Source organism: Candidatus Thiosymbion oneisti (assembly GCF_900092655.1).
Lineage (GTDB): Bacteria > Pseudomonadota > Gammaproteobacteria > Chromatiales > Chromatiaceae > Thiosymbion > Thiosymbion oneisti.
Map to the genome: position 1 here is coordinate 24,948 of NZ_FLUY01000088.1, position 12,579 is coordinate 37,526.

At 60.1% G+C, this 12,579-nt stretch carries 15 protein-coding genes and 1 other RNA gene; 2 read left to right on the forward strand and 14 right to left on the reverse strand.

Annotation, left to right across the window (positions count from 1 at the left end; all coding sequences use genetic code 11):
- Position 1 precedes the first annotated feature (1 nt).
- From BQ17_RS00815 to rnpB, 10 genes are all read right to left on the reverse strand, one after another.
- Entirely contained in the window at positions 2-1,363 is a 1,362-nt protein-coding gene (locus BQ17_RS00815; protein ID WP_089723864.1) for a UDP-N-acetylmuramoyl-tripeptide--D-alanyl-D-alanine ligase, read from the reverse strand.
- Positions 1,363-3,123, reverse strand: coding sequence for a peptidoglycan D,D-transpeptidase FtsI family protein (locus BQ17_RS00820; protein WP_089723865.1), 1,761 nt, complete (start codon positions 3,121-3,123; stop codon positions 1,363-1,365). The genes BQ17_RS00815 and BQ17_RS00820 overlap by 1 nt, the downstream gene beginning before the upstream one ends.
- The gene (ftsL, locus tag BQ17_RS00825) at positions 3,120-3,398 is read right to left on the reverse strand and encodes a cell division protein FtsL (RefSeq protein WP_089723866.1); all 279 of its coding nucleotides are present in this window, start codon (positions 3,396-3,398) and stop codon (positions 3,120-3,122) included. Before ftsL ends, BQ17_RS00820 begins: the two co-directional genes overlap by 4 nt.
- Positions 3,395-4,324 (reverse strand): 16S rRNA (cytosine(1402)-N(4))-methyltransferase RsmH, encoded by a 930-nt coding sequence (gene rsmH / locus BQ17_RS00830; protein ID WP_089723867.1) that lies wholly within the window; start codon positions 4,322-4,324, stop codon positions 3,395-3,397. Before rsmH ends, ftsL begins: the two co-directional genes overlap by 4 nt.
- A gap of 375 nt (positions 4,325-4,699) precedes the next feature.
- A complete protein-coding gene (locus BQ17_RS00835) occupies positions 4,700-4,876 on the reverse strand; it encodes a type II toxin-antitoxin system HicA family toxin (RefSeq protein WP_089723868.1) in 177 nt (58 codons plus the stop codon).
- The gene (locus BQ17_RS00840) at positions 4,873-5,064 is read right to left on the reverse strand and encodes a type II toxin-antitoxin system HicB family antitoxin (RefSeq protein ID WP_089723869.1); all 192 of its coding nucleotides are present in this window, start codon (positions 5,062-5,064) and stop codon (positions 4,873-4,875) included. Before BQ17_RS00840 ends, BQ17_RS00835 begins: the two co-directional genes overlap by 4 nt.
- Positions 5,065-5,146: 82 nt before the next feature.
- A complete protein-coding gene (locus BQ17_RS23025) occupies positions 5,147-5,281 on the reverse strand; it encodes a hypothetical protein (protein WP_256091428.1) in 135 nt (44 codons plus the stop codon).
- Between the two features lie 381 nt (positions 5,282-5,662).
- Positions 5,663-5,836, reverse strand: coding sequence for a hypothetical protein (locus tag BQ17_RS21220; protein WP_176722230.1), 174 nt, complete (start codon positions 5,834-5,836; stop codon positions 5,663-5,665).
- 120 nt (positions 5,837-5,956) lie between these two features.
- Positions 5,957-6,412: a division/cell wall cluster transcriptional repressor MraZ gene (gene mraZ, locus BQ17_RS00845; protein WP_089723876.1), complete on the reverse strand. Its 456-nt coding sequence runs from the start codon at positions 6,410-6,412 to the stop codon at positions 5,957-5,959.
- A 489-nt stretch (positions 6,413-6,901) separates the two neighbouring features.
- Positions 6,902-7,275: RNase P RNA component class A (gene rnpB / locus BQ17_RS00850), an RNA gene on the reverse strand.
- A 263-nt stretch (positions 7,276-7,538) separates the two neighbouring features.
- Between rnpB and meaB the strand changes: the two genes are divergently transcribed.
- Positions 7,539-8,684 (forward strand): methylmalonyl Co-A mutase-associated GTPase MeaB, encoded by a 1,146-nt coding sequence (gene meaB / locus BQ17_RS00855; RefSeq protein ID WP_218067990.1) that lies wholly within the window; start codon positions 7,539-7,541, stop codon positions 8,682-8,684.
- 609 nt (positions 8,685-9,293) lie between these two features.
- Positions 9,294-9,611 carry a cupin domain-containing protein gene (locus BQ17_RS00860; protein WP_089723871.1) on the forward strand — a complete coding sequence of 106 codons (318 nt, stop codon included), beginning with the start codon at positions 9,294-9,296 and terminating at the stop codon, positions 9,609-9,611.
- Positions 9,612-9,750: 139 nt separating this feature from the next.
- Here the strand turns inward: BQ17_RS00860 and BQ17_RS00865 are convergent, their stop codons facing one another.
- Genes BQ17_RS00865 through BQ17_RS00880 form a run of 4 tightly spaced genes read right to left on the reverse strand, consistent with a single transcriptional unit; the run spans position 9,751 to position 12,218 of the window.
- Complete coding sequence (locus BQ17_RS00865) at positions 9,751-10,569, reverse strand: sirohydrochlorin chelatase (protein ID WP_089723872.1); 819 nt, start codon at positions 10,567-10,569, stop codon at positions 9,751-9,753.
- A 43-nt stretch (positions 10,570-10,612) separates the two neighbouring features.
- Complete coding sequence (locus BQ17_RS00870; RefSeq protein ID WP_089723873.1) at positions 10,613-11,113, reverse strand: hypothetical protein; 501 nt, start codon at positions 11,111-11,113, stop codon at positions 10,613-10,615.
- 9 nt (positions 11,114-11,122) lie between these two features.
- Positions 11,123-12,016, reverse strand: coding sequence for a CbtA family protein (locus tag BQ17_RS00875; protein WP_176722231.1), 894 nt, complete (start codon positions 12,014-12,016; stop codon positions 11,123-11,125).
- A 19-nt stretch (positions 12,017-12,035) separates the two neighbouring features.
- Positions 12,036-12,218: a CbtB domain-containing protein gene (locus BQ17_RS00880; protein WP_176722232.1), complete on the reverse strand. Its 183-nt coding sequence runs from the start codon at positions 12,216-12,218 to the stop codon at positions 12,036-12,038.
- Positions 12,219-12,579: the final 361 nt, after the last annotated feature.

Below are 12,579 nucleotides of genomic sequence, written 5' to 3' on the forward strand. Positions count from 1 at the left end.
CTCAAGCCCCTCCCACACCGCAAACGGCGTCCGCTACTTGCTCCATGGCAGCGGCCCGAGATCCCTTCACCAATACCAGGTCACGGGGACCCAAGTGTCTACGCAGCGCGGAGATCAGGGATGCCTGATCGGGAAAGTGCCTCCCGCCTGTGCCGAAGGCCTCCGCCGCCGCCGCACTGAGTATTCCCACCGTGTAGAGAACCTCGACGCCGGCCGTCCGGGCGGCTTCCCCCAGGCCCGAGTGCAGCGCCTCGGCGTCCGATCCCAGCTCTGCCAGGTCGCCCAGTACCAGCCAGTGGCGACCGGGTAACCCCACGAGCACCTCGATGGCCGCCCGGACCGAGTCCGGGTTGGCGTTGTAGCTGTCGTCGATCAGACGCAGCCCACCGGGGCACTGGCGGGGACACAAACGCCCGGGCACCGGCTGCAAGCCCGCAAGCCCGGCCCGGATCGCATCGGGCCCTACCTCCAAGACCCTGGCAACGGCCACCGCTACCAGGGCATTTCGAATGTTGTGCGTGCCCGCCAGACCCAGCGCCAGCTCCAGCTCTCTGCCACCGACCCGGACCGCAAAATCGGTGCGGAAGCCATTCTCGTCCCAGACGCCTTGTATCTCATCGACCTCGGCGCGCACATCGGCCGTGACATCGGAACCGCAGGTCAGCACCCGGCGACCGGCGGCCAGATCGCGCCACAGGTCGATCCAAGGCGAATCCGAGGGCACGATGAAGGTACCGTCCGCCGGCAGACCTTGGGCGATCTCACCCTTGGCCCGGGCGACGCCCTCGAGGCTGCCGAAGCCCTCCAGGTGGGCGTGCCCCGCGTTGGTGATGACGGCGATATCCGGGCGTCCGATGGCGGTCAGGTAGGCGATCTCGCCGGGGTGGTTGGCACCCAGCTCCAGGACCAGAAAGTCCTGGTCGCGGGCAGCGAGCAGGGTCAGGGGCAGGCCGATGTCGTTGTTCAGATTGCCGCCGGTGGCGTGCACCGAGCCGACCTGCCCCAGGACGGCGGCGATCATTTCCTTGCAGGTGGTCTTGCCGTTGCTCCCGGTAACCGCGATCACCTCTCCGGTGATACGCTCCCGCCAGGCCGCGGCCAGTCTTCCCAGACCTAAGCGGGTATCGTCGACTACTAGTTGCGGAATATCCGCATCTACCTGGTGATCCACCAGGGCCGCCGCGGCACCCCTTTGTCCCGCCTGGACGACGAACCCATGGGCATCGAAACGCGCTCCGCGCAGGGCCACGAAGAGCTGCCCGGTGCAATCCCCGCGGCTATCATTGCCGACGGCATCGAAACGGACATCAGCGCCTGCGACACGGCCCCCAATGCGGGCGGCGGCTTCGGAAAGCCTCCACATCACCGCCGGTCACCCACCCCCGCCAACAGCAGGGTCGCATCCGGATTGTCAGGCGGCACATTGAACAGACGCAGGGCCCCCTCCATAACCTTGGCGAACACGGGAGCGGCGACCTTGCCGCCGTAGTAGTGTCTGCCGCGCGGCTCGTCAATCATGACCACCATGACGAAACGGGGCCGGGAGGCGGGGGCCATACCGGCGAAGACCGATTGATAGCGCCTGGCGGAGTAGCCGCCCCGGACCGCCTTCTTGGCCGTACCCGTCTTGCCGGCGACCCGGTAGCCCTCGATGGCGGCCAGCCTGGCCGTACCCTTAGCGGAAACAACCGTCTCCAGCATGGTCCGCACCCGGCGCGCCGTGGTGGCAGAGAGAATCCGTTCCGCGGCGGGGGGCTCAGGAAGCTTGAGGAGACTGAGCGGACGCTTGATACCGTCCGCCGCCAACACCCCGTAGGCCTGGGCCAGCTGCAAGGTGGTCACCGACAGGCCGTAGCCGAAGGCCAGGGTGGCATGCTCGAACGGTCGCCAATCCCGGAAGTGACGCAGCTGCCCCGGGGTCTCGCCCGGAAACTTGACCCCGGTCGCACGACCGAAGCCGAGTCGGTCGTAAAGCCGCCACAGCGCGGCCTTACGCATCCGCAAGGCCAGCTTGACCACACCCACGTTGCTCGATTTGGTGATGACGCCCGTGGTATCCAACCGGCCGTAGTTGCGGATATCCCTGACCATATCGGGCCCGACGCGCAGGGTGCCCGGATTGGTGTCGATGGGCGTGCGCGGACCCACCAGACCCGCCTCCAAGGCCGCGGCCACCACCAGGGGTTTGACCGTGGAGCCGGGCTCCATGACATCGGTGAGGGCGCGATTGCGACGGGCACTTTCCCTACCGCTCAGCTTGGCGTTGGGGTTGTAGGCCGGCTGGTTCACCATCGCCAGCACCTCGCCGGTCTCCACGTCCAACACCACCGCGGAGGCGGCTACCGCCCGATGCTTGTCTACCGCCCGCACCAGCTCCCGGTAGGCGAGGAACTGCAGGCGCCGATCGATGCTCAGGATCAGATGTCTACCGTGACGCGGTGGCTTGATGCGCTCGATCTCGGCTACCACGCGCCGCCGACCGTCCTGGATGACCCGCCGCTTACCGGGCTCTGCCCGCAGCCAGGAATCGTAAGCGAGCTCCATACCCTCGATACCACGGTCGTCCACATCGGTGAAGCCGATGACATGGCCGAAGATCTCGCCGCTGGGATAGAAGCGTCGGTATTCGGATTCCAGGCCCACCCCCCGCAGCCGGTGCTTCTCTAAAACCTGCTTCACGGCAGCGGTCTCCTTGGGCCCGATCCTCCGTTTGAGATAGAGGAAAGCGCGCTCACGCTTGGCCGTCAGCCGCGCCATCAACTTAGTCCCATTTACTTTCAAGGCCCCGGCCAAAGCACGCACCATTCGGGGCTGTTCCACCAATCGGCGGGGATCACCCCAGACAGTAGCCACCGGGGTACTGACGGCGAGCGGCTCCCCGTTGCGGTCCGAGATCATGCCCCGTCGGGCGGGGATTTCGCACACCCGAAGATGGCGGCGCTCGCCTTCGTTGCGGAGAAAATCCTTCTCCATGACCTGGCGCTCGAAGGCACTCGCGATCACGGCCAGAAACAGCATTCCCAGGGCCCCGACCAAGACCCGGCGCCGTAGCATGAAGCTCGGTCTTTTGCCCAAGCGTTCGACACGCTCGGCGCGCTTGCGTCGCCTTGGTCTAGCGGTCATCGCTCGCCTCCGATCATGCGCACGTCCTCACTTCGGGGCAGATACATGCCGAGCAGCTTGCGTGCCTTGGTCTCAATGCGGGGGTGGGTGGTCAACGCGGCCTCCTCGAGTCGCAGCTGTCCCCAGCGTACCTCTAGCTTCTGGCGCTCGGCGTGTAGGGCCTGGAGCTCCACGAACGCTACCCGGCTCAAATACTTGGTGTACACGATCCCGATTCCGGTACCGACGGTACCCGCGATGAGCAACAACAGAAACCACAGCTCGTAACGGGTCATGCCAGCCGTTCCGCTACCCGCATCAGGGCACTGCGCGCGCGGGGATTGGCGGCAACCTCCGTGCTGGAGGGCCGCACCGGCTTGCCGATCGACCGCAGCCGGGCGTTCGTCTCCCGCGCCGTCACGGGAAGGCCGCGGGGAAATCGATCCCCACGTGCCTCATTGCGGATGAAACGTTTGACGATGCGGTCCTCCAAGGAATGAAAGCTGATGACTACCAACCGGCCACCGGCGGTCAACAGATCGCAGACATTGGCTAGGCAGACGCGAAGCTCATCGAGCTCGCGATTGATATGGATCCGGATGGCCTGAAAGGTCCGGGTAGCCGGATGTTTACCCGGCTCCCGATTCGGACTGGCGGCAGCGACGATTTGTCCCAGGGCACAGGTAGTGACGAGCGGCCGCTCGGCCCGGGCCCGTACGATGGCACGGGCGATACGCCCGGCGCGGCGCTCCTCGCCGTAATCCCACAGGACACGCGCGATCTCCTCCCCCTTGGCCTGCGCCAACCACTGGGCCGCGGTCTGTCCATTGCTGGTGTCCATGCGCATATCCAGAGGCCCGTCCAGGGAAAAGCTGAAACCCCGGTCCGGTGCCTCGAGTTGCGGCGAGGAGACCCCCAGATCCAGCAGCAGTCCGCTTACCCGACCGAAGAGACCGCGCCGCCGTGCCACTTCTTCCATCCGCGAGATGGGCATGTGCTCTATGGCAAACCTCGGGTCACGCCGGGCCAGGGTACTACCTGCGGCAACTGCCTGCGGATCCCGATCCAGCGCCAACAGGCTTCCCCCGGCACCAAGCCTGGCCAACAAGGCACGTGCGTGCCCTCCGCGGCCGAAGGTGCCGTCCATATAAATCCCATCGGGGTCGATCGCCAAGGCCTCCAAGCTCTCCTCCAGTAATACCGGGGTATGGATAGCTTCCATCGCACTCACAGTGCCCGTATCAGCAGTCGCCAGCTTCCAGCTACCAGTCACCAGCTTTCAGTCGCCAGCAGAATAGTTGAACCACAGAGACGCCGAGAACGCAGAGAAAATGCCATGTAACCCCGTAGGATGTGGTGAGCGTCAGGGACGACGCGAACCGCATCGATGTATTAGGGGTTGTTGACATTCATTGTTTTAACTACGAATCACGCGAATCGACGCAAATGTTCCTATTAGGAACAAAACCCCCCATTCGTGCAGATCCTCGTGATTCATGATATGTACCCAGCGCCACCTTCTCTCTCAATTCCCGGTAGGGAACGCCCGACCTGGCGTTCCGGGGTTCGAAGTAAATTCATCGAAGTGATTAGGCGTTTATAGACCAAGATATCTCTGAATGTGCTTTGCAAGCTGATCATCAATCTCAGAATGCCGTGGAACTGGTTGCTTGCTGCCATTCTTTGCATTCATATAAATATCATGATTTGATCGATGACGCAGTAAGAAGCAGCCTTGGCGCTCCAGAGATCTGACGAATTTCTTTCTTTTCACACAACGATTTCTTTTGTTTCGTACTGTTCCGGTACATTATCCATAGCCATTAACAGGTACGCTTCCCTAATGTTTGCTTCCAGCTCTTCTAAACTTTCTCCTTGAGTCATGATCTCCGGATGCTCAAGCAGTTTCCCAAGCCAAAATTTTTCCGATTTCCAATAGATCATATTCACCTTGCTGTTCATGATGAGCGCACCTCTGTCTGATCTTGGATACTTGCGCCTAACGTCACCCATAAGCCGAGCCATACTGCGCCATGAAAACGTTTCAGGATTGAGTTGAACTCGATGCGCAGTATGGCTCGGCTTGATGGGAGGTGCCGTCCAGATAGATCCCATCAGGGTCGATCGCCAAGGTCTCCAAGCTCTCCTCCAGTAATACCGGCGTGTGGATACCCGTCACATCCGGATCCTCCACTGCTTACCAGTCACCAGCTATTCAGTCGCCAGCGGAATAGTTGAACCACAGAGACGCCGAGAACACAGAGAAAATGCCATGTAATCTCGTAGGATGCGGTGAGCGTCAGGGACGACGCGAACCACATCGATGTGTTAGGGCCTGTTGACATTCGGTCTATCCGGTGGCTTATCGACGTTGGAGCCTGGAAGGGCCGGCATCAGTTTCGATCCCCTCTCGCCTGTTTAATCCCCTCTCCCCAAGCCCCCTCGCTGCGCTCGGGGCAGGCTCTCTCCCGGCGGGAGAGGGGCTTTTGGGGCCTCCTGGAACAGCGGACCCGCATAGGGGGTGGGGTAGAGGTTTGGGAAGGGTCCGCCAGCTATCCAATCAGACTATAACGATTCTATTTATTAAAAGGACCAACCCAATCAGTCCAAAGCATATTTGCACCACCCCGATAAAAAATGCAGTAAATATTTTCCCTGCCGAACCGCTTTTTGTATCTGCCTCATTTATAATATTTTCTTTCAGGTCGAATAATCCCAATTTTTCTTCATACATTTCTATAATAGACTTCTTTCATTTGTCACGTACCGATTTGCGTTCATTCGCGTTCATTTGCGGCAAAAAACAATTCCGCTGGTAGCCGGCGACTGGTAGCTGGTGACTGGCGACTGGCAGCTAGATGCTCAGGGATGCGATATCGGGACTGGACTCTATCTGCGACAGATCGGCCTGGTTCAACCAGTCGTTGCAGTTATCGTTCCAGGCCTCTTCGTCCCACAGCTCGAATTTCTTGCCCTGACCCACCAGGGCGACACGTTTGTCCAAAGCAGCAAAGCTGCGCAATGCCGGCGGCAACAACACGCGCCCCTGGCCATCCATATCGACTTCCTGGGCGTGACCGATGTAGAGTCGCTGCAGCATCCGCGCCTGCTCGTTGAACGAGGGGAGCTGATCGAGCTTACGTTCGATCTCGACCCAGGTAGGCTCCGGATAGATCAGCAGACAGTGGTCGCGGTCGACCGTTATGACCAAACGGGAGTCACAACAGGATTGCAAACGCTCGCGATACCGCGCCGGTATCGCGAGCCTGCCTTTGGCGTCCAGATTGAGGAAGGAAACCCCCCGGAACAACACCCACCCCCTCCAAGCGGATACTCCCCTTTACCCCACTTTCTCCCACATTCCACTGATAATAGGCAAGCATACTCCCCCCGTCAAGGTATGAATTGCTTTATTTCTTGTTCGTCAAAACCTAAGGGGTAAGGATTCAGGTACAAGATATTGTGCAGCGGCACTTAAAAATAACAAGATACTGTGTTTTCATCAAGCGGAGGAGAATATCGGCGCGGCATTGCGACGATGTAGGAATGGTGGAAATGGGATGGACGGTTAGTGCCGCTTACACCCAAGCCGGAGGGGTGCAGATAGCTGAGGGCTCCGAAGTCGGAACCCCGAAGCCTGGTTGCTGGTCTGAATTACCGGCGGACCTACTGCAAGCTCGTCACGGCATTCCCCGACGAAAACCTCTGCGTTCGGCACCCCGAGCGATCGTGATGCCCGAAGGCTTCGTTTGTTCCGCATGCAGTCCCCGAGGACGCTGACCGTCATCCCGAGAGGAAAAGTGGGAGCCGGCCTGTAAGCCGGGTTCTGTCGTGGACAGCCATTCATCTGGGATGCACGTCGCCGTGCACCTCAAGCGACCTACCCGGGAACCCGTGCGGGCCGCACGTCGCGGCCTGAAGCCGCCTGTTCCCCTATTTGGTCTTGCTCCGGGTGGGGTTTACCCTGCCGCCGATGTTGCCACCGACGCGGTGCGCTCTTACCGCACCATTTCACCCTTACCGATCCGGCTTAAAACGGATTTAGGCGGTATATTTTCTGTGGCACTTTCCGTAGGCTCGCGCCCCCCAGGCGTTACCTGGCACCCTGCCCTGCGGAGCCCGGACTTTCCTCCCCCGCGACAACACCGCGGGAGCGGCTGCCCGGCCGACTCCCAAGTTGCAAAGTCTACTACAGAAGGTAAGAGACCACGCTGAACACGAATCCTCGCAGATCGATTTGCGCTGATTGGCGCGATTCGTAGTTTTCCCTGCAAGTCGGTCAGAACCTGTAGACCGGACAAAAGACATCCGGGGACGGACGCATGTACCCAAGGTGGGCCCAGCAAACAGACAAGATGCCCATCGATTGATTGTTTAACAACGAAAACATCTGCGAAAATCTGTAGATTTAAAACCCCAGCGCTTTAAACGAAACCGTGTCTAACAAAAACACCAAGCCCGAATGGGCACCAAAAGATGCCGGCAAGGCGTTTGCCGGCAGGGTAATGAGCGGCGTATCGGGCGGGCATGACGGCATGCCGGGCGTGGCGGGAAGCCAGGCCCGACCCGGTGGTGGCGTTCTGCGCCGCCGTCGTCTCGGCGTAGACGAGTACATGGACGGAGTGTTGGCCGGCGATCGCAATGTGCTCGGCCAAACCATTACCCTAGTGGAAAGCAACGCCCACGCGCACCTGGAGCTGTCTCAGGAGGTACTGCGCCGGCTGCTTCCCCATGCGGGGTGCTCCATTCGGGTCGGCATCACCGGCGTACCCGGCGCGGGCAAGAGCACCTTCATCGAGACCTTGGGCCTCCACCTGTGCGAGCAAGGCCATCGGGTAGCGGTATTGGCGGTGGATCCGAGCAGCAAGGTGACCCGGGGCAGCATCCTCGGCGACAAGACCCGCATGGAACAGCTCTCCCGCCATGAGCAGGCCTTTATTCGCCCCTCCCCATCCTCGGGGACCCTGGGCGGAGTGACCCGCAAGAGCCGCGAGACCATCCTGGTGTGCGAGGCTGCGGGTTTCGACGTAATTCTCGTCGAGACCGTGGGCGTGGGACAGAGCGAGACCACCGTCCGCTCTATGGTCGATTTCTTCCTGTTGGTGATGATCGCGGGCGCGGGCGACGAGCTGCAAGGCATCAAGAAGGGCATCATGGAGCTGGCCGATGCCCTGTTGGTCAACAAGGCCGACGGCGACAACAAGTCCCGCGCCAAGGCCGCCCAACTGGAATACAACCGCGCCCTCCACTACCTGGCGCCGGCTACCGACGGCTGGCAAACCCGGGCCTATGCCTGCTCCTCATTGACCGGTGAAGGCATCCCCGAGCTCTGGGCCCTAGTGGATACCTTTCGCAAACAGACCACGGACTCGGGTGTCTTAGAGAAACGCCGGCGTGCCCAAACCCTGGACTGGGTCTACTCCATGGTCGAGGAACATCTGCGTTCGAGCTTCTTCCAACATGCGGGAGTCGAACAGATCCGGGCCGAGATCGAACACCAAGTCATGTGGGGACGCCTGCCACCCACCGCCGCGGTTCGACGCCTGATCGCCGAGTTCGAAGGCAATAACGGCAACTCATGAGCCGCAAGTGGGCCTTGTGGCGCAGGTTGGCGCATCGGCCAGGAGTGCAAATGAGAACTATTGACATGAAAGGTCGGCCCTGAATTGGTCGACTTTATAAATGAACAAAATCCGGTAGATGAAGACATTGTGATCTTGGATGAAGATGGCGATCTGTCTGGTGTCATTCACGCAACGCGAGGTCCGCGCGGGCAGGCAGCGCGGCGGGGAGTATGGGTGTAGATTGCGTTAAGACGCCGGCACGGTTGCCGGCCTGACCAACGAGCCTTGGTGCGTCGTAACGCAACTCGTCAGATCCCACAAACAGCGCCAAATAATTCAGGATTGATCCGAATTCGGAGCACCGTATTGGGTTACGGCGCGTTCAATGCTGTTTGTGTTCTTCGGGAGCGGGCAGCGCGCCTAACCCGATGCCATTAAGTTAGCTGTTGGCCGCTTGTCGTGGTGGATCGGAATACGAAAGAGAAAACGACAAAGCACGCGAATCGGCGCGAATCCATTCGTGAGGATTCGCGTGATTCGTAGTCTTTTCTCTTACTTTGCCGACCGTAACGCTTAACTTAATGGCATTGTAACCTAACCTACGAACTAACGACCGGTAGTAAATCTGTGGAAAAAAGAAACATCTATGCCAAGATCCCCGCAGATCTCAGTAATGAAGTATTTGAAGTTCTTGTACAGAGCAAGAAAGTCAAAATCGAACGTATCGTATCAAAAGGACATACCTCACCGGATACCGGATGGTACGACCAGGAGCAAAATGAATGGGTCATTGTACTCAAGGGAAATGCCGACATCTCGTTTGAAAATGGGCCGGTAATAAACCTCAAGGAAGGTGAATACATAAATATACCGGCGTACAAGAGGCATAAGGTAATCAATACGAGCATCATCCCGGAGACGGTATGGTTAGCTGTACATTATTAAAAAAGGGTCCAAATCTCGGCGTATTGAATTACGGCGCGTTTGCCGTCGTGCCCAACGAGGTGTTTCCCCGCGCCTAACACCGACGACCCCGCATGCGGTCGGGGGTGCAGGCCACATCGGTTCAGCGATTCAAAAGCGGTCAGTTGGACTGCAACGGGACGGGGTTATCATAGGGAGAAAGTAGGCTGCCCTCGCGGCATTGCCGCAGACGCAGGTCGAGCAGATCAAGCAGCTGCTCATGGGCACCGATGTAATCCGCCTGCACAATCACTCGGTTCGGATACTGCTTTGTAAGCCGTTCCACCTGCCGCTCGATGCGTTTTATCAGCCGTCCGGTAAACAGGTAGTAGGGCAACACGATCATCTGGCTGGCACCGAGCAGATCGAGTCGCTGCACGACCTGTTCGAGTCGCGGGAAGCAGACGTCGGTAAAGGCGGGCAGCACCAGCTCATGGTGGGTGGTCTCGTAGATCCAGTGGGCCATCTTGGCGACTTCGCCGGTGGCTTCGATATCCGACGCGCCCCGCGCCAGCACCACCACACCGGTGGTGCGGGGGTCCGGCATGGCCAGCCCCACCATGGTCTGGTGTAGACGATAGCGGAGGGCCTTTAACAGCTGGTCGGTGGTTCCCAGATGGCACCCGTAGCGGAACTCGACGCTAGGATGGTGCGCCCGCGCCGAGGCGATGGCCTGGGGGATATCATGCTTCACATGACTGGCGGCATTCAGGACCAGGGGCAGCACGAGCAGGCGCCCGCCCCCATCGCCCAACTCCGCAACGGCCTGCTCCAAACCCTGGGGCAACAACACCGGGGCGTGCTCGATCCAGCACACCCGGACCGGGACCCCGGAATGGCGTGCTTGCCAGAGACCGGCGAGCTCTTCTACCTCTCGGTTGCCCTCGTTGCCCGGATCCCGGGCGCCGTGGGCGACTAGCAAGACGACTTCTTTTGTCACGCGTCGTTGTTCCTCGGGTCGTTCGTTGGCTACCAATGGCGGCTCAATGGTCGGCAACCGTGATCGTCTCTATGTCTTGGATAACCTCGCCGTCTACCGCCAAGTCTTGGTGCGAATTCGAGTTGAGGGTTACCCGAATCGAATGGGTCCCCGGCGTAGGTTCCGGGATGTGGAACCAACGCCCATATACGCGAGCGATCTTTTTCCCGTCGAGATAAAGGTGGGCATGGCCTTCGCCTGCAATATGCTCGGAGCTCGCGTGTTGCGGGGAAAAACGAAAGTTTTTTGTGACAATCTCCAGGTTCCTGCCCGCCATGCCATCTTTATGGACGATCAGGTCGACCTGAGGAATCGCGCTATCCCTGGAGAGGTCGAGCCTTCCATGGTCATGTGGGCGATGCGGGGTGTGCTGGAGATGCACCTGGGGAAGCTGCTCACGGGCATCCTGCACGGCCATATCCCCCCGCTGGTTGCCGAGCAGATGGCCCGCGAGAAAGGCAGCGACCGTGACCAATACCGCCACCGTTCTTTCCCTATCGCCCATGCCAGTGCCCTACGGATTCGAGGTAGAGCCGATCGCCTTTACCCGTTCCTGGCGGTCGGCCAGCTTGAGGAATGTCCAGGCGCCGAGGCCGCCGAGGAGCAGCCAGAAGACCACATTGATCAATGCCGCACGCCAGATGAATGCATCCGCCAAGGCCGCTGGGGCCGTGCCACCGTGTATTTCCGGTTGGGGGGCACCAAGTAGATGCGGGGCGACGACGAGGACGGCACCGACGATCTTCCAGACCCATGGCCGTTGCAAGACGATAAGGGCCAATCCGACCGCCGAGCAGAGTGCCGTCAGCAACCACCAGCTCTGCCGCGAGACCAGATCCGCGGCGAAGCTGCCCGGAATCTCAGGGGGCAACCCTAAGGCGGGGAGGGCGAAAAAGGCGGCATAACCGCCCAGCCCCCAGAGCAGACCTTCCGGCCATTGCAGGCCCGGGCGTAGTGAGAAAGCGGCCGCCAGCAAGAGACTAAAGGCTATCGCGATCAAAATATTGGCTACCAGCGTCGAGCCGCTACGTTGCCAGCCGTTCTCCGGTCCCCAATCCGACTCCGCATGCTGGAAGCTATGGATACGCCGATACAATCGTGAGAAGACACCGCCGGCACCGGTCATCGACCCAGTCGCCTCGGACTGCCCGGCGTGGGTATGTCCATCCGGTCCTGGCATATGCCCGTCCGGTCCGTGGGTATGTCCACCCGGACCATGGATATGGCTAGCCGATCCGTGAGTATCACCGGAGCCATGAGTGTAGCCGGACCCATGGGTATGACCACCCGATTCATAGGTCTCGGCTTCCAGGATGATGGGTACCGTCACCAGGAGCTGTAATCCGGTCACGACCAAGCCGACCAATACACCGACCATACAGGAAGCGAAAACGATGTTTCTGAACATCTCGGTGCCTATCCCCGTCTCAATGGCACGGAAAGGCCGCGGTGTGGCGGGCATCGTGGGCGGCGTTGTGCGCCGCCAGGGGTGCGAACCCCGCCCCGTACAGGATCACCAGGCCCAATAGGGCGGCGGACAAGGCCGGCCACAGATGGGTCCGCCGTTGGGCATAGGCACGCCCTTTCATGTCTGATGTGAGACTAGACATCGCTTTACTCCAGTTTTCAGTTTTCTATCAGGCAAATGGCCGTCCCGCACGACGGCCGCGGGTATCGAAAGCAGCAGGGGAAACAAGCAGCAGGAGACTAGTACCTAGTTTCGACCGATGTTGCAAGTTAATAGTATCTGCTTGCTCACACGCTTGGCTCACATACTCCAGTGTGTGGAGTAGGGGGTGTTGACAGTCCGAAGGTCCGTGCAGCGGACTCTACGCTAACCGCTCGATTGACTGTAGGGTCCGCTGTGCGGACCGCTGGGATGTTGCGGCCATCTAGCCTGTGAAAACCGTTGGTCAGTGCAGATAACAACCAGAAAGAGAACCACGGATGAACACGGATCGACACGGATGG